A 20,146-nucleotide genomic window follows, 5' to 3' on the forward strand; every position below is an offset into this window, starting at 1 on the left:
CTCCGTCAGTACGAACCCTCCCCGAGCCGTAGTACGGAGGTACCCCTAGGGGCTGTCCACCTCAAGGTGGAGCGAGTCTCGGGGTTGCCTCCACCCGCGCCCCACCGACGCTCCACCCTCCCCCCTGTCCGGGGTGGGTGGCAGAGTGGTCGCCGACAGATAGATGCAGGGGGAAAGGAACCCGGTGGGCAGCAGCAGCCGCCGTACGAGACCCGCGCCGCGCGACGCGGAGCAGCAGCACACCGGGACTGGGAAGCGAGGGGCCGTCGTCGCCGCCCTGATGCTCTCGATGGCGCTGGCCGCGCTCGACTCCACCATCGTGTCGACCGCCGTACCGCAGATCGTCGGCGACCTCGGCGGCTTCTCCGTCTTCTCCTGGCTGTTCTCGGGCTACCTCCTCGCCGTCACGGTCACGCTCCCCGTGTACGGCAAGCTCTCCGACACCTTCGGCCGCAAACCGGTCCTGATCGCGGGCAGCGCCCTGTTCCTCGCCGGCTCACTGCTGTGCGCCCTGGCCTGGAACATGGGCGCGCTCATCGCGTTCCGGATCATCCAGGGCCTGGGCGGCGGCGCCCTCCAGGGCACCGTCCAGACCCTCGCCGCCGACCTCTACCCGCTCGAACAACGCCCCAAGATCCAGGCCAAGTTGTCGACGGTATGGGCGACCGCGGCGGTGGCGGGCCCCGCGGTGGGCGGGGTGTTGGCCGGCTACGCCGACTGGCGCTGGATCTTCCTCGTCAACCTCCCCATCGGCGCGGTGGCGATGTGGCTCCTCGCCCGCCACCTCCACGAACCCCAGCGCGACACCTCCGGCCCCCGCCCACGCGTCGACTGGGCGGGCGCGCTCGCGGTGTTCGCGTGCGGCGGCGTCCTGCTGACAGCCCTCGTCCAGGGAGGCGTGGCCTGGCCCTGGCTGTCCTGGCCGTCAACCTCCTTCTTCGGTACGGGACTTGCACTGGCGCTGATCGTCGTCGCGATCGAACGCCGGGCCGCGCAGCCGATCATCCCCGGCTGGGTGTGGCGGCGCCCCACGATCGCGGCGGTCAACCTGGCGCTCGGCGCGCTGGGACTGCTGATGGTGGCCCCGACGGTGTTCCTGCCGACGTACGCCCAGTCCGTCCTGGGTCTGGCCCCCATAGCCGCCGGATTCGTGCTGTCCGTATGGACGTTGAGCTGGCCGGTGTCGGCGGCACTGAGCCAGCACGTCTACCGGCGGATCGGCTTCCGCGACACCGCGCTGCTGGGCATCGGCGCGGCGGCCCTGATCCTCCTCGCGTTCCCCTTCCTCCCCTACCCCGGCTCCCCCTGGCAGCCCACCCTCCTGATGCTGCTGCTCGGCGGCGCCCTCGGCCTCTTCCAACTCCCCCTGATAGTGGGCGTCCAGTCGACGGTCGGCTGGCCGGAACGCGGCACGGCGACAGCGTCGGTGCTCTTCTGCCGCCAGAGCGGCCAGACGATCGGCGCGGCCCTGTTCGGCGCGGTGGCCAACGGCGTACTCGCGTCCCGGCTGGGCGGCGCGAGCGACCTGGACTCGGTGACCCGCGCCCTGGACGCGGGCGCCGCCCCGGAAGCGACCCGACGCGCGATCGCGGACGCGGTGCACGCGGTGTACTTCGGAGCTGCGGGGGCGGCGGCACTGGCGTTCGTGGCCCTGCTGGTACTGGCACCGCGCCGCTTCCCGGTCCTCGACAGCCCCCAATAACCCCTCTGCGGCACACAGTTGGCCAATCAAATGCCCTTTTGCGTACTCCGTCAGGCCCTTCTTGCGCTCACTCGGCCGCCGCACGCCCCGTGAGCGTCGTCAGACTGCTGCGCACATGGTCCATGTGGGCCTGCACGTCGTCCCACTCCTGCCCGTGCTCCCGCAGTACGCGCTCGGTGTCGCGGGCGATGCGGTCCTCCTGGGCGCGGGCCTCGGCGAGGACCTCGGCGGCCCGCACCCGCGCGTCGTCATCGATCCGCCGGACCGACTCCTCGGCCTCCGCGAACGTCCGCTTCGCCTCGGACAGCGCCGCCTCGGCAGCCGCCACCCGCTCCACGTGCCGTACGTCCAGGGCGACTTCACGCTCGGCGACGAGCCGTTCCTGCGCCGCCCACCGCTCGGCGTACTCCTTCTCCTGCTCGGCGAGCAGCCCCGAGGTCCGCAGCCGCATCTCCCGCAGCGCGGCCAACACCTCCCCCCGCCCCTCCTTGACCTCCCGCCGGGCACCGATCCGGATCTCGTCGGCCTCGGCGCGCGCGGCGAGCAGCCGGTGCCGGGCACGTTCCTCGGCCTCCCCGCGTACGGTGTCGGCGGCGGCCGCCGCGGCCTCCCGCAGGGCGCCCGCGCGGGCCTCGGCCGCCGCGACCAGTTCCCGCGCCTCACTCCGCCCCCGCTCCCGCACGGCGCCGGCCTCCTCGGCGCCCAACTCGAAGAGCCGCCGGGCCCGTTCACCGAGACTCTCGTACGTCTGCGGGGCGAGCCGCGCGACCGCCTCCCCCAGCCGCTCCGACTCCGCCTCCATCTCCCTGGCCAGCACGGTCAGCCGCGCCGCCCGCTCCCAGGCGGCGTCCCGCTCCGCGGAGAGCGCGGCGGCACACGCGTCGACCTGATCGGGCCGGTAACCACGCCCCCGTCCAGCCACGAAACCGGCCACGAAACCGTGCGCCATCGCTGCGCTGCTCATCCTGCAACCCCTCTCCGCGTACGAAGTAATGATTTCGCGCACATCTTGATGGATTGGGATGAAATGTGCCTAACGCGACACTCCGGGCCGGGTCACGCCCGACACGAGGAGACGCACGCGAAAGGGGGCCGGAGACCGCGCCGGTCACCAGCCCCCTCCCCTGAAACAGCCGCCTACAGCAGCCCGTCCCACATCTGCTCCAGCAGCACCGACCACCAGCTCTCCGAAGAGCCCAGCGCCGCCGGGTCGAGCGAGGCCAACTGGGCCTGGAAATCGACGGTCCAGCGGCCCGCCTGCTCCTGGTTCAGGCCGTAGCGCAACCGCCACATCCGACCGAGCAGCGCGAGACAGCGCGCGAACTCCGGCAGCCCCGTGTTCACGAACTGCGGCGCTACGGGCGCTCCGCCCGGCCCCGCCTCCACGGGCACCGCGACGATGTTCGCCGTCCCGTACTGCACGCAGATCGCCTTGCCGAAGTCACTGCCCATCACGAGGTACGACCCGGCATCCGACGCGGGACGGACCCCACGCTCCTGCGCCAGCTCGGCAAGCGTCGGCACCGGCCGCCCCGGCTGCGCCTGCGCCCAGAAGAACGGTCCCATGTCGGCGGGCAGCCCCGCGACGACCAGGGTGTGCGCCACGATCGGCGGCACCCCCTGCCGCGACACCGCCGCCTGATCGAACCGGAACACCCCAGGACCGAACGCGGCGGCCATCTCCTGCGCGATCCCCTCCGGCGGGATCGGCGGCGCGGGCTGCACGGGCGGCAACGGCACACGCACCGGCCCCGGACGCGCGGGCCCATCCGCGACCTGATGCAACTCACCCTGATGCGCGAGGAGTTGAGCCACACCCTGCTGACGGCTCGCGTGATCCGTGCCGTAGAGAGCGATGCTCGTGATGCGGGCGTTCGGCCACTGCTCACGGATCATGCGCGCGCAGTACGCCCCCGGCAGCTCACAGCTCTCCAACTCCGTGTGCAGCTCGAGAACCTGATCCGGCGGGATGTTCATCGCCCGCAGCTCATGGAAGATCTGCCACTCCGGATGCGGCATCCCCGGCGCGGACCGCCGGATCACCTGCTGCTCGGACCCGTCGGGCGCCCGATACCGAAGCACGGCCTGATAACCGGGCCCGACCGTGGGCTGCCCCGGCGGGGGGTAACCGTAGGACGGGGGCTGGGGGGCAGGGGGAGCGGGATGCGCCGGCGGGACGGAACCCCCGGGGGCGGGAGGCGGAGGGAAACCGGGGGCGGCCACCGACTGGGCGGCCGCCGGGAAACCGGGGGGAGCGCTGCCGGGGGCCGGCTGACCGCCGGGGGCGGCCATGCCGGGGCTTGGCTGACCGGTGGGGGCGGGCATGCCGGGGGTTGGCTGACCGGTGGGGACGGCCATACCGGGCGCCGGGCGACCACTGGGGGCCGCCATGCCAGGCGCCGACGGACCACCGGGGGCCGCCAAACCGGGGACAGGCTGACCGCCCGGTGCGGGCATGCCGGGCGCCGGGCGACCGCCGGGGGGCTGGGGGACGTTCGGGGGCGTGCCCGGGGAACCAGGAACGCCGTGAACGCCCGGACCTCCGGGTACGCCAGCGGGACCGGGACCGCCGCCAGGGAAACCGGGGGTACCTGATGCGCCGGGAGCACCCGGGAAACCAGGGGTGCCCTGCGCGCCGGGAGCACCGGGGAAACCGGGGGTGTCAGGGCCACCGGCAGCGCCCGGAGCCGCTGGGGAACCCGGGGTGCCGGCTGCGCCTGGAGCCCCAGGGGAACCGGGGATACCGGGTGCGCCCGGAGCACCAGGAGAACCCGGGAAACCGCTCGCGCCCGGAGCCCCGGAAGAACCCGGGAAACCAGGCGTGCCCGGAGCACCAGGGAAGCCCGACGCACCCGGGGTGCCAGGAACACCCGGGGCTCCGGGCACACGGGCACCCGGGGGCGGCAAAGGCGGCGGAGGCACGCCCGGGCCACCGACCGGGGGACCGGACAGCACGGTCTCTGCGCGGTGCACGGAGCCGGAGTCGCCAAGGCCCCCAGGGACACCGGGAGCACCGGGAGCACCGGGAGCACCGGGAGCACCGGGAGCACCGGGAGCACCGGGAGCACCGGGAGCACCGGGAGCACCGGGAGCACCGGGAGCAAACGGAACACCCGACCCATTGGGCCCGCCCGACACACCGGGCCCGCCTGACACACCCGGCACTCCGGGCGCACCCGGACGCTGCGGCGCACCCGGAACACCCGGAGCACCAGGCGGCCGGGGCACATTGCCGGGGCCACCCTGCTTGGGGTCGGCGAACATCGTCTCGGCCTGGTGCACACCGTCGGGAGAGTCACCCCCGGGCGAGTTGGGAACGCCCGGCCGATGCAGGGCACCCGGAGCACCAGGAGCACCAGGCGGCTTCGGCGCGCCCGGAACCTGAGGAACCCCGGGCACTCCAGGCCGACCAGGCGCACCCGGCGCCTGACCCGCACCCGGAACCCCAGGAGCCGCCGGAGGCTGAGGCCCACCGGTGCCACCGGGCCCGCCAGGCGCACCGGGCGCACCGGGCGCACCAGGGCCGCCGAGCCCACCAGGCGCCCCGCGGCCACCCGGCCCACCCGGCCCACCCGGCCCGGCGAACATCGTCTCGGCCCGATGAACTCCCTCAGGAGACGCGCCCCCGGGCGCGTTGGGAACGCCGGGCGGCGTATTCACCGCACCGGGAGCGGCACCGCCAACCCCGTCCGCCCCGCCCCCGACCCCATCCGGCCCAAGCCCCGACACGAACTGCGTGGGCACGTACCCACCTGCAGAACCAACACCAGCACCAGCCCCAGCCCCAGCCCCAGGCGTCGGCCCCGCCGAAGACGGCGCAACGCCCTGGCGCGCGCCCGGAGTTCCCGGCGCCCCCGGCGGAGGCGGGGCGCTCGTGCCCCGGGCGCCACGCGGCGGCGGCGCCTTACTGGTCGCCGCGTCGGCGATCTCACCCGCGTTGGGCGCGAGCACCCGCCCAGGCGGACCGGCCACACCCTGGGGATACCCGTACGCGGGCCCACCCGCCCCCTGCGGATACCCGTACGCCGAACCCGCCGCCGATTCGTCCCTCGAACGCGGAACGTCCTCGCTCAGCTGCGGCGCGAACACGGTCGCCGGCAGCGGTACGGAAAGGTCCTCACCCGCGTCCACACTGGTCGTGTCGGTCCCGGCCCAGGGCGTGGCCCCCGCAGCCGAAGACGCCACGGAAACCGAAGGAGACGGGGAAGAGGCAACAGCCGGGCCGGAAGGAGCATCGGCCCCGCCACCACCAGCGCCGGCACCAGCACCAGCACCAGCACGCCCACCCTCGCCACCGTCGGAGCCACCCGCCCGCCGGTCCGCAATCCCCAGCTTGTCCGCCGCCTCCTGCAACCACTCCGGCGGAGTCAGCAGAAACGACGTCTGGTTCAGGTCGACCCGCGCCGGAGGCGCCGGTACCGCGTCCTCGACGGCCGCCGAACGGCCGTACTCCTCCTCGTACCGGCGAATCACCTCACCCACCGGCAGAGCCGGCCACAGCGTCGCCTCACCGCTGTCCCGGGCGAGAACGAGCCGCTGCGCGCCACCGTCCGAACGCGGACCCTCCGCACGGTCCTCCGCCCAGACCACGAACCCCAGCTCGAACTCCCGCACCCGCACCTCCCGGTGCTGGTACGACGGCACATCCCCGTTGACCCACTCCTCGGCGCGCTCCTGCGCCTGCGCGAAAGTCACCATCGGTCAGTTCACTCCCCCACCGAAGACACCGCGGACACCGAAGACACCGCGGAGGCGGTCCCCACCGGAATCGCCCGCGCGAACCCGCCGTCCACCATCAGGTTCGCCACCGTCTCCAGCTCCGGCGGATTACCCGCGAGCCGCGACAGGAACTCGTCGAAGTCGTCACCGCACGGCAACAGCAACCGCTGCACCCGGTCCGCCGGCGGCCACGTCGGATCGACGTCCCGCGCGTCGTCGTACGCGCAGAACCACACCGAACCCGGCCGCTCACCCTTCACCTTCACGGCAAGCAGACCACCCTGGACGAAACCGACGCCCAGATAGTCCTTGGTCAGGTGGTCGCGCAGACACTTGTTGACGTACACGAGGTCGTTGACCGCGGCCTCGTCCCGCACCGTGAAGAACGGCTGGTCCACCAGCAGCCCCAACTCGGCGTCGAGCGCCGCACCCACCGGCGCACACCCGCCCGCCGCCTTCAAAAACGACCGGTACGCCCCCGGCAGCCGATAACCGAGATCCTCCTCGACCCCCTGCACCTGCTGCTCGGTCACCGCCACCGCCGACTTCGGCAACGCGAAATGCGCGGGCCGCGTCTCCTGCAACGGCCGCGTACCCCGCTTGTGCTGGTCGACGGCCGACGTCGCGATCCCGCCGTGATGCCGCAGCAACGCCTTCACCTCGACCGGAACAAGCTCCAACCGCCGCCCGCCGGGTACGTGGTGCCAGGTCCAGCCGTGCGGAGTCGCCACCGCCGACACCGTGTCCCACAACTCGTGCCCCGACGCGGCCAGCGCCGCGTTCGCCGACACGTAGTCCGTCAACCGCAACTCGTCGACCCCGAAACCCTCCGGCGGCTCGGCGATCTCCGCCACCGCACGCGCGTAGAGCGAAAAATCGGGATAGCCGCCCTCGTCGACCCGCACCCCTCTCGGATGCCGAGTGGCCCGAACCGGATCCGGGAAGTGCACGACCTGCCCGGCATAGGCCGCGTTCGGCGGCACGGCTCGCTGCCCGAGCCGACCTGTCGTCATGGCGGTTGCCCCCTGCGGCGCTCTGTAAGGCCCGTACGTCAGTACGACCCGCACGTCTGTCACATCACGTCACGCCGCATCACCCCCGTACCACCTGCCAGCACATCAGTACGGACAGCGGCCCGAACAGCACTGCGGATCGCGATTGCCCGACAGCCTATGCGGTACGCCGACACCGGTCACCGGCACCAGCCACCGACCCCCCGCTTCCGTGACCAGCCGTCACCCTGCCGTGACGGTACGGCGAAGCCCGGGCGTGTCACAGCGCCCCAGCTACCGCACCAGCCCCGCCATTTGGCACTCTGTGTCCGCCGGGAAGACGCACGGGGGAGGCACCGGAGGGGATGACGATCATGAACGGGACACAAACAGGGCCCCACACGGGAAGGCCCGCAGAACGACCGACAACAGGCACCACAACAACACCCACACCCGGAACACCCCACACAACAGGGCCCTCCGGAACACCCGCCACACCCGCCCCGCCCGGCAGACCCGGCGGCGACCCACGCGTCGGCTGGAGCAGCAGCGACACCCCCCACACCCCCACCCTCCGCCACCGCCGCGACGGCATACTCCCCACCGTCGCCGCCGCCCTCTCCGTACGCGGCACCACCCTCACCGGCACAGCCGCCCGCACAGACCAACCACCCACCCTGCACCCACTCGTACAGGACTTCCTCGACACCCTCACCAGCACCCAACGCGACCGCTCCACCGGCCGCTGCGCCGAGGCACTCCTCCTATCCCGCCAGATCACCCTCGCCGACGAAGCCCGCAGCCGCCGCGCCGCCCGCAAACCCATGACCAACGGCGAAGCCCGCCGAGCACTCAAACAAGCCAAACTCACCACCCGCCGCATCCGCGAGGACGGCGACCCCCTCCACGGCAGCTTCGCCCCACCCTGCCGCTCCTGCACAGCACTCAGCGACCACTTCGGCGTCCGCATAGTCGACCCGTCAGCCCCCACCCGCTGACACACCCCCACCGCCGCCCCCAGGCAGGCCCACACCCCCGACGATCGAAGCGCACATGCACACCGACCGCACCTCCACCACCCGCTTCCCCGTAGCCGTCGACGCCGCACTACGCGCCGCCGGCTGGCAACCAGGCCGCTGGGACATAAAACAAGCCGAAATCTGGGCCGACGCCCTACGCGGCCACATCTCCCCCGCCGGCCACCGCCACGCCGTCTTCCCCGCCGCAGTCGAAGCCTGGGCCGAATTCGGCGGCCTCCACATCACACCCCCCGGCCCCGGCCGCCAGGTCGCCCCCACAGCCCTCCACTTCGACCCCCTCTACGGCCTCCACCAGGCCCGCACCCTCGCCGACCTCGGCCGCGCCCTCGACACCGAGGTCTGCCCCCTCGGCGAAGAACCCGAAACCCAGACCCTCCTCGCCATCGACACAGCAGGCCACATCTACGCCCTCGACCACACCGGCGACTGGTACCTCGGCCCCACCATCGACCACGCCCTCACCACCCTGGTAACAGGCATGGAACCCACCCGCCTAACAGCCCCTTGAGGACCCGAAGCGTTCCTCAAAGGGGCGCGGGGAACTGCGCGACAAACCCCCACCGGGCCCGCAGACAAACGAACCCCCCACCCAGCGGAGCGCTACGCCGGGATCACCGCCGACACCCGAAACCCCCCAGCCTCCGTCGGCCCCGACACAAAAACACCCCCCAACGCAGCAACCCGCTCCTTCATCCCCAACAACCCATTCCCACCCGAAGGAAACCGCACCTCAGCCCCCAAAACAGCCTCCGGCGGCGGCTCGTTCTCCACCTGCATAGCCACCTCATCACCCCGATGAGCCAACCGAACATGCGTCTTCGCCCCCGCCGCATGCTTATGCACGTTCGTCAACGCCTCCTGCACCACCCGATACGCCGTCTGCTCCACCTCAGCCCCGTACAACCGCACATCCCCCTCCACCGACAGATCAACAACCATCCCCGCAGCCGCCGACTGCCCGATCAACTCCTCCAACTCCGACAAACAAGGCCCCTCCCCCACACCCACGCCCACACCCTCACCATCAACAACACGAGACGCAGCCACCGCCGCAGCAACCCCCACCGCCGCCAACGGCACCCCCTGCACCCGCCGCTCCAACCCATCCCCCGACCGCAACACCCCGAGCATCTCCCGCAACTCCGTCAACGCCTGCCGCCCCATATCCCCCACCAAAGCCGCATTCCGCACAGCCTTCTCAGGATCCTTCCGGGCAACCGCCTGCAAAGCCGCCGCATGCACCACCATCAGACTCACCCGATGCGCCACGACATCGTGCATCTCACGAGCGATACGCGTCCGCTCCTCGTTACGCGCCCACTCCGCCCGCTCCTCCGCACGCTCAGCCAACAACTGAAGCTCCCGCTCCAGACTGTCCGCCCGCTCCCGCAAACTCTCCATCAACCGCCGCCGCGCCCCCACATACAGCCCGAGCAGCAACGGCGGCGCCGTAACCCCCAACGACGTCGTGATCGCGACGATCGGAACCAGCCAGTCCCCGATCTTCAGCCCACCGTCGGCGACACCCTGATGCGACCGCACGAACGTCACGATGAGTGTCCCCACCATCGCCATCCCCGCCAACGCCCCGATGATCCGCCGAGGCAGCTCGGAAGCGGCGAGCGTGTACAGCCCGACGATGCCCATCAGATAGCCCATCTGGGCCGGCGCCACAGCGATCGAAACAAGCACGACAGCGATCGGCCACCGCCGCCGCAACAACAACACCGACCCGGCGACAAGCCCGAAAACGATCCCCACCGGCAACGGAATCCCCGCGTCCCGCGCGAACCGGATCCCCTCCCCCGCGCACTCCCCGGCGGACACCAGCGCGAGCCCCGCATCCAGCCCCGCACTGCGCCACCTGGTCCACCACCACGGCCCGGTCAAGGCCGCGGTGTGCTCTTCCCCCGTAGTGGTCATGCGTCCAGCCTACGTTCGGCCGCACCCGGTTTTCCGGCGAGTTTCAACGACTGGCCTACACCACACGCCGCGATCAAACAGATTCGAAACCTGCCGGAATCCCTCGAACTGTTGAATCGGACACCGTTCGACCCCGGAAGCGGTGATTCCGCCACGAGGGTTTGCCCATGGAACATGCATGTGGCAAGTACGTGGACTTCGAGGCACTGCGTGAGCAGGCGGTGGCGTTGCGACGGGACGGGCTGAGCCTCCGGCAGATCCGGGACGAGCTCCAGGTCCACAACAAGGAGGTCCTGCAACGCCTTGTCGAGGGCGAGCCGCCCCCGGAGTGGACGAAGCGCCCACGAGCGAAGGACGACCTCCGCGAGAAGGCGCGAGAACTGCGGCAACAAGGCTGGACGTACAACCAGATCAAGGCCGAGCTGGGCTGTTCGAAGAGCTCGGTGTCACTGTGGGTGCGGGATCTGCCGCACCCTGAGCCCAAGTGCACGCCGGAGGAGCAGCGAGCACGCATGAACGCGGGACTGGCCCGACTCCATGCTCAGCGCGACCACGAACGCCAGGCGACGAAACGGACAGCAGCTGCCGCGATCGGCGATTTGTCAGATCGTGAACTCTTCATCACCGGGGTGGCTCTGTATTGGGCGGAGGGATCGAAGGACAAGCCCCACCGACGCACCGAGGTCCTGCAGTTCATCAACAGCGACCCCAATGTGATCAACCTTTTCCTGCGCTGGCTGGACCTACTGGAAGTCGAGCGAGAGCGCCTGACCCTTCGGGTATGCATTCACGAGACGGCAGACGTCCGAGGTGCCGAGGAGTACTGGGCCAACATCACAGGCATCGATGCGACTGCGTTCAGCAAGGCCACCCTGAAGAAGCACAACCCCCGAACCGTTCGCAAGAACACCGGCGACCTCTACCGCGGCTGCCTCATGATCTATGTCCGGCAGAGCGCAGAGCTATACCGTCGCGTGGAAGGGGCCTGGTACGGCATAGTAGGAGCCGTCCCTCCGGGTGATCTACCGAACCGGACATAAGGGCGATCCCGGGTCGTCTAAGGGCAGGACAGCGTCTTTTGGTGTCGCTTATGGAGGTTCGAATCCTTCCCCGGGAGCCCAGCCAGTGTGGGCCCTGACAACACAGTCAGGGCCCACTCTCATGCCCCCCACGAAACGCCCCGGTATCCTGCGGATGTCCACCCCACCCCCTCCGCAGCCGAAGGGCACCACCCGTGAGCGCCAATCGCCCCGCCGCCGTAGTCGTACTCGCAGCGGGTGAGGGCACCCGTATGAAGTCGGCCACACCCAAGGTCCTGCACGAGCTCTGTGGCCGTTCCCTCGTGGGTCATGTGCTCGCCTCCGCCCGCGAGTTGGACCCCGAGAACCTGGTCGTCGTCGTGGGTCACGCCCGTGAGCAGGTCACCGCACATCTGACGGAGACCGACCCCGAGATCCGTACCGCCTTCCAGGCGCAGCAGAACGGCACGGGTCATGCCGTACGGATGGGGCTGGAGGAGCTTGGTGGGGCCGTGGACGGGACGGTGGTGGTCGTCTGTGGCGACACCCCCCTTCTCACCGGGGCGACCCTGCGTGCGCTCGCCGGCGCGCACTCCGCTGACGGCAACGCGGTGACCGTGTTGACGGCGGAGGTGCCGGACGCGACCGGGTACGGGCGGATCGTGCGGGACGGCGGGTCGGGTGCCGTGACGGCGATTGTCGAGCACAAGGACGCCAGCGAGGCTCAGCGGGCGATTCGTGAGATCAACTCGGGTGTTTTCGCGTTCGACGGGCGGTTGCTGGCGGATGCGTTGGGGAAGGTGCGGACGGACAACAGTCAGGGTGAGGAGTACCTGACGGACGTGCTCGGGATTCTGCGTGAGGCGGGGCACCGGGTCGGGGCTTGTGTGGCGGCCGATCATCGGGAGATCGCGGGGATCAACAACCGGGTGCAGTTGGCTGAGGCGCGTCGGATCCTCAACGAGCGACTGTTGACCGAGGCCATGCTCGCCGGGGTGAGTGTGATCGACCCGGCCAGTACGTGGGTCGATGTGACGGTCACCTTCGAGCAGGACTCGATCGTCCATCCGAACACACTGCTCCAGGGGTCCACGCATCTCGGGGAGGGTTCCGAGGTGGGGCCCAATTCGCGGTTGAAGGACACTCGGGTGGGTGCGGGGGCGCGGGTGGACAACACGGTCGCGGACGGCGCCGTGGTGGGGGCGCAGGCGACGGTGGGGCCGTACGCCTATTTGCGCCCCGGAACCCGCCTCGGGGTGAAGTCCAAGATCGGTACGTACGTGGAGACGAAGAACACGTCGATCGGTGATGGTACGAAGGTGCCGCATTTGTCGTATGTGGGGGATGCGACGATCGGTGAGTTCACGAACATCGGTGCGGCTAGTGTGTTTGTGAATTATGACGGGCAGGACAAGCATCACACCGTTGTCGGGTCGCACTGCAAGACGGGTTCGGACAACATGTTTGTGGCGCCTGTCACGGTCGGGGATGGTGCGTATACCGCGGCCGGCTCTGTGATTACGAAGGATGTGCCGCCCGGTTCGTTGGCTGTGGCCCGAGGCCAGCAGCGGAATATCGAGGGTTGGGTGGCTCGTAAGCGGCCGGGGAGCGCGTCGGCGAAGGCGGCTGAGGCGGCTTCTCGGGAGCAGGGCGAGGGAAGCTGACCGGAAACGGGTAGGTCGGACTCGGGCTACCGTGATAGGTGCACACCCGCACACCCCCAGCTGAGCAGGCCTGTCAGGGCTGATCACGGCTGAGACACCACCTCTGAGGAGACAGTGCTGTGACCGGGACCAAGACGACCGGGGAGAAGAAGATGATGTTCTTCTCCGGCCGCGCCCACCCCGAGCTTGCCGAGGAGGTCGCCCAGCAGTTGGGGGTCGGGGTTGTCCCGACGAAGGCCTTCGATTTCGCGAACGGTGAGATCTACGTTCGTTACGAGGAGTCGGCGCGTGGCGCGGACTGTTTCGTGATCCAGAGCCATACGGCTCCGATCAATCAGTGGATCATGGAGCAGTTGATCATGATTGACGCGTTGAAGCGGGCGTCGGCTCGTTCGATCACGGTGATCGTGCCGTTCTACGGTTATGCGCGGCAGGACAAGAAGCATCGTGGGCGTGAACCGATTTCGGCGCGTCTGGTGGCTGATCTGATGAAGACGGCGGGTGCGGACCGGATCCTGACCGTGGATCTGCACACGGACCAGATCCAGGGCTTCTTCGACGGTCCGGTCGATCACCTTTTCGCGCTCCCGCTGCTCGCGGACTATGTGGGCGCGAAGGTGGACAAGGGCAAGTTGACGGTGGTGTCGCCGGACGCGGGTCGTGTGCGGGTGGCGGACCGTTGGTGTGACCGGTTGGGTGCGCCGTTGGCGATCGTGCACAAGCGGCGTGACAAGGATGTGGCGAACCAGGTGACTGTCCACGAGGTCGTGGGTGAGGTCAAGGGTCGTGTGTGTGTGCTGGTGGACGACATGATCGATACGGGTGGGACGATCGTGGCGGCGGCGGACGCGTTGTTCGCGCATGGCGCGGAGGATGTCATTGTGACGGCGACGCATGGTGTGTTGTCGGGTCCGGCTGCTGATCGGTTGAAGAACTCGCGGGTGAGTGAGTTCGTGTTCACGAACACGTTGCCGACGCCGGGTGAGCTGAGTGCTGATCTGGACAAGATCAAGGTGTTGTCGATCGCGCCGACGATCGCGAGTGCGGTGCGTGAGGTGTTCGAGGACGGTTCGGTGACGAGCTTGTTCGACGAGCACTGAGGTTCGTCCGCTTTCTCGTCCTGCGGATCGGGTCTCGCGTGATGAGATCTGCGGGCTCAGCTGGATCGCTTCTGCATGATCGATTTTTCTGCGGCCTCTCGCGCCGAGTACTCTGTCTGAGTTGCTCGGCGAGGGAGGCCGCACCCGTGTCATCACGGGGTGGTTGTCCGTTATCGACGCGCTCTTCGTAGCAGGCCGTTCGTGGCCGGGTGACCTGTCCGTCTCTCACCTGTACGAGGAGTGCACAGCATGTCCGACGTAAAGCTCACCGCCGAGACCCGCAACGAGTTCGGCAAGGGTGCGGCCCGTCGCGCGCGCCGCGAGGGCAAGGTTCCCGCGGTTGTCTACGGCCACGGTGCCGACCCCGTTCACATCACGCTTCCGGGTCACGAGCTCCAGCTCGCCCTGCGTACGCCGAACGTTCTGCTGACCCTGGACATCGAGGGCCGCACCGAGCTGGCGATCCCGAAGGCTGTGCAGCGTGACCCGCTGAAGGGTTTCCTCGAGCACGTCGACCTGCTGACCGTGAAGCGCGGCGAGAAGGTCACCGTCGAGGTCTACGTCCACACCGAGGGTGACCTGGCGCCGGGTGCCTACCTGCTCGAGCACGTGCTGAGCACGCTGACCGTCGAGGCTGAGGCGACGCACATCCCCGAGTCCGTCACGGTGTCCATCGCGGGCCTGGAGGCCGGTGCCTCCATCCTCGCCAAGGACATCCCGCTGCCCTCGGGCACGACGCTGGCGATCGACGAGGACGCGGTCGTCCTCCAGGTTCTCGCCGCGCAGGCGGAGGAGGCCCCGGCAGACGCCGAGGCCGAGGGCGCCGAGGCCTGATTTCCCCGGAGTCTTTGTTCGGCGGCCGCCGCTCCCACCGGGGGCGGCGGCTGTCGCGTATCTAAGGAGAGATGGACGTGACGACCGACGCGGGTGCCCCCTGGCTGATCGTGGGGCTCGGCAATCCCGGGCCGGAGTACGCGATGAACCGGCACAACGTGGGGTTCATGGTGGCCGATCTGTTGGCGGCGCGGATCGGCGGGAAGTTCAAGCGGGCGGGCAAGGCTCAGGCGCAGGTGGTCGAGGGGCGTGTGGGGCCGGTGGGTCCGGCGAACCGGCGGGTGATTCTGGCGAAGCCGATGTCGTTCATGAATCTGTCGGGTGGGCCGGTGAACGCGTTGCGTGAGTTCTACAAGGTGCCGCTGGATCGTGTGGTGGCGGTGCATGACGAGCTGGACATCGATTACGGGGTGTTGCGGCTGAAGCTGGGTGGCGGTGACAACGGTCACAACGGTCTGAAGTCGATGACGAAGGCGATGGGTGCGGATTATCACCGGGTGCGGTTCGGTATCGGGCGTCCTCCGGGTCGTATGCAGGTGGCGGATTTCGTGCTGAAGGACTTCTCGTCGGTGGAGCGCAAGGAGTTGGACTTCTTTGTGGACCGGGCGGCGGACGCGGTGGAGTGTCTGGTGACGGAGGGGTTGGAGCGGGCGCAGGGCGCGTACAACTCGTGAGTACGGAGAGTGACGGGGGTTGTGCGGGAGATACGTGGGTACAACTGCTGACTTTGTCGGGCAGGAGTTGACCGATCGCAGGACCATGGCCAATGATCCCGGCCATGCCGGCCACTGCCCATCGTCGTAAGTCCGCGTCTGTCGCGCCGCGGCTGGGGCGTCTTGGGCGGTGGGGTCGGTTTGTGGTGATGGGTGCGGTCGCCGTGCTGATTCTGATCGCGGGTGTGTGGGCGTCGTGGGGGACGGCGCAGCACGTGGTGCTCAGCAAGGGGCGTGAGCAGGGCACGATGACGGTGGCGTCGTGTGACGACGATGCGTGTACGGGTCCGTATCGGCCGGTGTCGGTGGGGTCGAGGGCGCGGGAGCGGGTGGTTCTGGACGCGTCGGTGGGGGCGCGGGAGGGCCGGACGTACACGGTTGTGGTGAAGCCGGGTACGAGTGATGTGGTGCGTTCGGGGCCGGCGGGGATGTTGTACGCGTGGGTTCCGTTGGGTGGGGGGTTGTTGCTCGCGTCGGTGGTGGTGGCGGGTGGGTTGGGGTTGACGCGGGTGGGGTGGGCGATGGCGGGTTCGGGAATCGCACTGTTGACGGCGGCTTTTGTGGCGCTTTGAGCCGTTTTCGCTGTGAAGAATCGGTGCGTTGCCTGTTTGTGATTGACCGCAGGTCAGTCGGAACTGGAAGCTGAGCCGCCCCCTCCACATCTTCCCGCTCGATTCCCGAAGATGGATGCCCATGCGTACCCTCATCCGCGCCGGCGCGTTGACCGCCGGTGTTTCGGCCATGCTGTTCCTTGGTCCGGCCGCCCACGCTCTCTCCCTCGCCACGCCTCATGGCGACAACGGCACCGTCAAGATCCATGACGCCACCACCGGCGAGGAGCTGCACCAGAACGAGCCCCACGTCTGCACCTTCTATCTCGATGCCTTCGATTTCGACTCGGTCCAGGAGGTCGACTGGCACATCGAGGCGTGGGCCCCGACCGAGGGCGGGACGGTGAAGTCCGGCGAGATCACCCTGGACGACCAGGGTCATGGTCGTACGGAGGACCTGTCGCTGCCGGACGGGCACTACAAGCTGTTCTGGAAGTTCGAGGGCGAGAACGGCGCCGCGAAGCACAAGGTGTTCTGGACGGACTGCGAGGACTCCGCGTCGCCCACGCCTTCCGAGGGCACCGGGGGTGGCGGCACGTCGCCGTCCCCGTCGCCCTCCTCGACCGTCTCGTCCTCCGCTTCGCCGACGGACACGGAGGGGGTGACACCGTCGCCGAGTTCGTCCGAGGAGGGTTCCGGCCCGGCGGTGGACCCGTCGGCGTCGGCGTCACCGTCGGGGCAGGGTGGCGCGGGTGATCTCGCGGAGACCGGCAGCAGTGCCCCGGCCGGTCTGCTGTCGGCCGCCGCGCTCGCCCTGGTCGGGGCCGGAGCCTATCTGGTGCTGCGGCGCCGGAAGGCCGCCGGTAACTGACGTACGTACGGCTTCGTAGGGCTTCGCACGGTGTGGCGATGCGCCCTTTATGGCGATGCCCCCGGTCCGCGCAGGCGGGCCGGGGGCATCGTCGTGTCCGGGTGTGGTGTCGGTCAGCCGGTGTTGCGCAGGCCTGCCGCTACTCCGTTGACGGTGAGGAGGAGGGCGCGGGCGAGGAGCGGGTCGGGTTCGGCGCCTGCTGCGGCGGCCTCGCGCTGGCGCTTGAGGAGGGTGACCTGGAGGTAGGAGATGGGGTCCAGGTAGGCGTCGCGGATGGAGAAGGTCTGCTTGAGGACCGGGGTGGCGTCGAGGAGTTCGTCCTCGCCGGTGATCTTCAGGACCTCGCGGACGGTGAGTTCGTGCTCGGCCTCGATGTCGGCGAAGACGTGCTGGAGTTCGGCGGGGACGAGGGTCTCGACGTAGTGGCGGGCGATGCGCAGGTCGGTCTTCGCGAGGGTCATCTCGACGTTGGAGATGAAGTTGCGGAAGAAGTGCCACTGTTCGTGCATCTCGTCGAGGACGCCCTCTCCTCCCAATGTTGCGGTGAGGCCCGCCTCGCGCAGTGCCTTGAGGCCGGAGCCGACGCCGAACCAGCCGGGGACGATCTGGCGGGACTGGGTCCAGCCGAACACCCACGGGATGGCGCGCAGTCCGTCGAGGGAGACGCCCGAGCCGGGGCGGCGGGAGGGCCGTGAGCCGAGGTGCAGGTCGGCGAGCTGGTCCACCGGGGTCGAGGCGAGGAAGTACGTCGGCAGGTCCGGGTCCTCGACGAGCCGGCGGTAGGCCGCGTGGGCGGCGTCCGAGACGATGTCCATCGCGGCGTCCCAGCGGGCCAGTGCCTCGTCGGACTGGCGGGGAGCCGTGTGCAGGGCGGACGCCTGGAGGGTGGCCGCGACGGTCAGTTCCAGGTTTTCCCGGGCCAGTGAGGGCACGAGGTACTTGTCGGAGATGACCTCGCCCTGTTCGGTGACCTTGATCTCGCCCTCCAGGGTGCCCCAGGGCTGGGCGAGGATCGCGTCGTGGGAGGGGCCGCCGCCTCGGCCGACGGTGCCGCCGCGGCCGTGGAAGAGGCGCAGCCGCACCCCGTACCGGTGGGCGACGTCGCGCAGCCGTCGCTGCGCCCGGTGGATCTCCCACTGGCTGGTGGTGATGCCGCCGAACTTGGAGGAGTCGGAGTAGCCGAGCATGACTTCCTGGACGTCGCCGCGCAGCGCGACGAGGCGCCGGTAGGACGGGTCGGAGAGCATGTCCTCGAGGATGGTGTCGGCGGCCTTGAGCTCGTCGGTGGTCTCCAGGAGGGGCACGATGCCGATCTTGGCCCAGCCGCCGTGCAGGTCGATGAGTCCGGCCTCGCGGGCCAGGACGGCGGCGGCGAAGACGTCGTCGGCGCCCTGGCACATGGAGATGATGTAGGACTCGATGACCTCGGGTCCGAAGACCTCCAGGGCTCGCTTCACGGTCTGGAAGACGCCGAGGGTCTTCTCGCCGGCGGCATCCACGGGCGCGGGGGTGGGTGCGAGGGGCCGGCGGGAGCGCAGTTCCTTGGCGAGGAGCTTGGCCCGGTACTCGCGGGGCATGTCGACGTACCGCCAGGATTCCTCGCCGAGGCGGTCGAAGAGCTGGCCGAGGGCGTGGTGGTGGGCGTCGGCGTGTTCGCGGACGTCCATGGTGGCGAGCTGGAGGCCGAAGGCGGACAGGGTGCGGATGGTGCGGTTCATCCGGCCGTCGGCGAAGAGGCCGCCGCGGTGCTCGCGCAGGGAGGTCTGGATGAGGGTGAGGTCGCTGAGCAGTTCGCTGGTGCCGAGGTAGTCGCGGCCGTCCTCGTGCGGGGTGCCCTTGGCCAGGCGCTGCTTGGTGTTCTCCAGTTTCTGCCGGATGCAGGTGGCCTTGAGCCGGTAGGGCTCCTCGGCGTTGAGCCGCTTGTAGCGGGGGCTGATCTCGGGCAGTTGCTCCAGGTCGAGGCGCAGGGATTCGAGGAGTTCCTCGGTGGCGCCGGTGTAGCGGATGGAGTTGGAGAGGAAGCCGCGCAGTTCGTCGATCAGCTCGAGGGCGTCGTTGATGCCGTGTTCGTGCTGGAGGATGAGGACGTCCCAGGTGACCTGGGGGGTGACGTTGGGGTTGCCGTCGCGGTCGCCGCCGATCCAGGTGCCGAAGGTGAGGGGGCGGGTGGCGTCGGGGAGTGTGACGCCGACGCGCTGGAGTTCGGCGGTGAGGTCCTCGAGTACGTCGCCGACGGCTCCGGCGTGCAGTTCGTCGAGGTAGTAGATGGCGTTGCGGGCTTCGTCGGCGGGTTCGGGGCGTACGACGCGCAGTTCGTCGGTCTGCCATACGAGGTCGATGTTCTCGGCCAGACGGGTGTCGTAGCGGCGTCGGTCGGCCTCGATGACGGGGGTCTCGAGCAGGGCGGCGATGCGGCGCAGCTTGTTGAGGACGGAGCGTCGGGCGGCTTCGGTGGGGTGGGCGGTGAAGACGGGGCGAACGTTGAGGTTCTTGACCGTGGCGCGCAGGTGGTCGGGGTCTGCGTCCTTGAGGCGGTCGGCGGTGCGGGCGAGGAGGCCGCCTTCGGCGGCGCGTCGGGCGCGCAGTTCGCGGCCTCGGTGGACCTGTTCGGTGACGTTCGCGAGGTGGAAGTAGGTGGAGAAGGCGCGGACGAGCTTGGCGGCGGTCTCCAGTTCGGTGCCGCGCAGGAGTTCGGCGGCGGCCTCGCCGTCCTCGCGGGTCAGACGGCGGACCTTCTCCACGAGTTCCAGCAGCTCAGGGCCTTCTTGGCGGACGAGGGTCTCGCCGAGCAGGTCGCCGAGGCGCCGGATGTCGGCGCGCAGTTCGCTGCTGGTGGTCGTGGTGGCCTGGCCATGGTCGTCGGCACTGCTCACAGGTGCGGCTCCTTGCAGTGTGGAGGCTGGGCGGGAGGGTACCCGGACGGCGTCCGGACGGCCCGGGAGCCGCGCCGGGGCCGCCTCGGGGAGGCTTGGGGGCGGGGCATCCGGGAAGAAAAGAGAGCGGACCGCGCTGTCCGAC

Annotated in this window: 15 protein-coding genes and 1 tRNA gene; 11 read left to right on the forward strand and 5 right to left on the reverse strand. The window is 69.7% G+C overall.

The annotated features are described in order from the left end of the window. Window positions 1-163 precede the first annotated feature (163 nt). Window positions 164-1,702: an MFS transporter gene (locus PV396_RS37000; RefSeq protein ID WP_319212307.1), complete on the forward strand. Its 1,539-nt coding sequence runs from the start codon at window positions 164-166 to the stop codon at window positions 1,700-1,702. Window positions 1,703-1,769: 67 nt separating this feature from the next. Here the strand turns inward: PV396_RS37000 and PV396_RS37005 are convergent, their stop codons facing one another. The 3 genes from PV396_RS37005 to PV396_RS37015 all read right to left on the reverse strand — a co-directional run bounded on the left by PV396_RS37005 (window position 1,770) and on the right by PV396_RS37015 (window position 7,434). After that, window positions 1,770-2,666 carry a cellulose-binding protein gene (locus PV396_RS37005; RefSeq protein ID WP_319212309.1) on the reverse strand — a complete coding sequence of 299 codons (897 nt, stop codon included), beginning with the start codon at window positions 2,664-2,666 and terminating at the stop codon, window positions 1,770-1,772. Between the two features lie 173 nt (window positions 2,667-2,839). Next, entirely contained in the window at window positions 2,840-6,400 is a 3,561-nt protein-coding gene (locus tag PV396_RS37010) for an SUKH-4 family immunity protein (protein WP_416071545.1), read from the reverse strand. An 8-nt stretch (window positions 6,401-6,408) separates the two neighbouring features. Next, complete coding sequence (locus PV396_RS37015) at window positions 6,409-7,434, reverse strand: SMI1/KNR4 family protein (protein WP_319212311.1); 1,026 nt, start codon at window positions 7,432-7,434, stop codon at window positions 6,409-6,411. A 353-nt stretch (window positions 7,435-7,787) separates the two neighbouring features. On the opposite strand from PV396_RS37015, the gene PV396_RS37020 reads away from it, so the two are divergent. Both PV396_RS37020 and PV396_RS37025 read left to right on the forward strand, forming a co-directional pair. Next, entirely contained in the window at window positions 7,788-8,411 is a 624-nt protein-coding gene (locus PV396_RS37020) for a YwqJ-related putative deaminase (RefSeq protein WP_319212313.1), read from the forward strand. A gap of 55 nt (window positions 8,412-8,466) precedes the next feature. Beyond that, window positions 8,467-8,961: an SUKH-3 domain-containing protein gene (locus tag PV396_RS37025; RefSeq protein WP_319212314.1), complete on the forward strand. Its 495-nt coding sequence runs from the start codon at window positions 8,467-8,469 to the stop codon at window positions 8,959-8,961. Between the two features lie 92 nt (window positions 8,962-9,053). On the opposite strand, the gene PV396_RS37030 is transcribed toward PV396_RS37025, so the two are convergent. Next, entirely contained in the window at window positions 9,054-10,376 is a 1,323-nt protein-coding gene (locus tag PV396_RS37030) for a sensor histidine kinase (RefSeq protein WP_319212316.1), read from the reverse strand. A 167-nt stretch (window positions 10,377-10,543) separates the two neighbouring features. Here PV396_RS37030 and PV396_RS37035 point away from each other — a divergent pair, with 167 nt between their 5' ends. The 8 genes from PV396_RS37035 (at window position 10,544) to PV396_RS37070 (ending at window position 17,128) form a co-directional block, all read left to right on the forward strand. Further along, on the forward strand, window positions 10,544-11,416 hold the full coding sequence (locus PV396_RS37035; RefSeq protein ID WP_319212317.1) for a hypothetical protein: 873 nt from the start codon (window positions 10,544-10,546) through the stop codon (window positions 11,414-11,416). Window positions 11,417-11,422: 6 nt separating this feature from the next. Further along, window positions 11,423-11,493, forward strand: a tRNA-Gln gene (locus PV396_RS37040). Between the two features lie 117 nt (window positions 11,494-11,610). Beyond that, window positions 11,611-13,059: a bifunctional UDP-N-acetylglucosamine diphosphorylase/glucosamine-1-phosphate N-acetyltransferase GlmU gene (gene glmU, locus PV396_RS37045; RefSeq protein WP_319212319.1), complete on the forward strand. Its 1,449-nt coding sequence runs from the start codon at window positions 11,611-11,613 to the stop codon at window positions 13,057-13,059. A 119-nt stretch (window positions 13,060-13,178) separates the two neighbouring features. Next, window positions 13,179-14,159, forward strand: coding sequence for a ribose-phosphate diphosphokinase (locus tag PV396_RS37050; protein ID WP_319212320.1), 981 nt, complete (start codon window positions 13,179-13,181; stop codon window positions 14,157-14,159). A 249-nt stretch (window positions 14,160-14,408) separates the two neighbouring features. Beyond that, a complete protein-coding gene (locus PV396_RS37055) occupies window positions 14,409-14,993 on the forward strand; it encodes a 50S ribosomal protein L25/general stress protein Ctc (RefSeq protein WP_319212322.1) in 585 nt (194 codons plus the stop codon). Between the two features lie 71 nt (window positions 14,994-15,064). Then, a complete protein-coding gene (pth, locus tag PV396_RS37060; protein ID WP_319212324.1) occupies window positions 15,065-15,667 on the forward strand; it encodes an aminoacyl-tRNA hydrolase in 603 nt (200 codons plus the stop codon). 92 nt (window positions 15,668-15,759) lie between these two features. Next, window positions 15,760-16,278 carry a hypothetical protein gene (locus PV396_RS37065; RefSeq protein WP_319212326.1) on the forward strand — a complete coding sequence of 173 codons (519 nt, stop codon included), beginning with the start codon at window positions 15,760-15,762 and terminating at the stop codon, window positions 16,276-16,278. Between the two features lie 121 nt (window positions 16,279-16,399). Then, a complete protein-coding gene (locus PV396_RS37070; protein WP_319212328.1) occupies window positions 16,400-17,128 on the forward strand; it encodes an LPXTG cell wall anchor domain-containing protein in 729 nt (242 codons plus the stop codon). Between the two features lie 113 nt (window positions 17,129-17,241). Here PV396_RS37070 and ppc read toward each other — a convergent pair whose 3' ends face one another. Next, window positions 17,242-20,001, reverse strand: coding sequence for a phosphoenolpyruvate carboxylase (gene ppc, locus PV396_RS37075; protein WP_319212330.1), 2,760 nt, complete (start codon window positions 19,999-20,001; stop codon window positions 17,242-17,244). Window positions 20,002-20,146: the final 145 nt, after the last annotated feature.

This window comes from Streptomyces sp. ME02-8801-2C (genome assembly GCF_033793965.1).
Lineage (GTDB): Bacteria > Actinomycetota > Actinomycetes > Streptomycetales > Streptomycetaceae > Streptomyces.

What these genes read in the sequence shown, in the direction of transcription:
- PV396_RS37000 (WP_319212307.1), top strand. Translation starts at nt 164, where the DNA reads ATGCAGGGGGAAAGGAACCCGGTGGGCAGCAGCAGCCGCCGTACGAGA.
- PV396_RS37005 (WP_319212309.1), bottom strand. Translation starts at nt 2,666, where the DNA reads ATGAGCAGCGCAGCGATGGCGCACGGTTTCGTGGCCGGTTTCGTGGCT.
- PV396_RS37010 (WP_416071545.1), bottom strand. Translation starts at nt 6,400, where the DNA reads ATGGTGACTTTCGCGCAGGCGCAGGAGCGCGCCGAGGAGTGGGTCAAC.
- PV396_RS37015 (WP_319212311.1), bottom strand. Translation starts at nt 7,434, where the DNA reads ATGACGACAGGTCGGCTCGGGCAGCGAGCCGTGCCGCCGAACGCGGCC.
- PV396_RS37020 (WP_319212313.1), top strand. Translation starts at nt 7,788, where the DNA reads ATGAACGGGACACAAACAGGGCCCCACACGGGAAGGCCCGCAGAACGA.
- PV396_RS37025 (WP_319212314.1), top strand. Translation starts at nt 8,467, where the DNA reads ATGCACACCGACCGCACCTCCACCACCCGCTTCCCCGTAGCCGTCGAC.
- PV396_RS37030 (WP_319212316.1), bottom strand. Translation starts at nt 10,376, where the DNA reads ATGACCACTACGGGGGAAGAGCACACCGCGGCCTTGACCGGGCCGTGG.
- PV396_RS37035 (WP_319212317.1), top strand. Translation starts at nt 10,544, where the DNA reads ATGGAACATGCATGTGGCAAGTACGTGGACTTCGAGGCACTGCGTGAG.
- PV396_RS37055 (WP_319212322.1), top strand. Translation starts at nt 14,409, where the DNA reads ATGTCCGACGTAAAGCTCACCGCCGAGACCCGCAACGAGTTCGGCAAG.
- pth (WP_319212324.1), top strand. Translation starts at nt 15,065, where the DNA reads ATGGACGTGACGACCGACGCGGGTGCCCCCTGGCTGATCGTGGGGCTC.
- PV396_RS37065 (WP_319212326.1), top strand. Translation starts at nt 15,760, where the DNA reads ATGATCCCGGCCATGCCGGCCACTGCCCATCGTCGTAAGTCCGCGTCT.
- PV396_RS37070 (WP_319212328.1), top strand. Translation starts at nt 16,400, where the DNA reads ATGCGTACCCTCATCCGCGCCGGCGCGTTGACCGCCGGTGTTTCGGCC.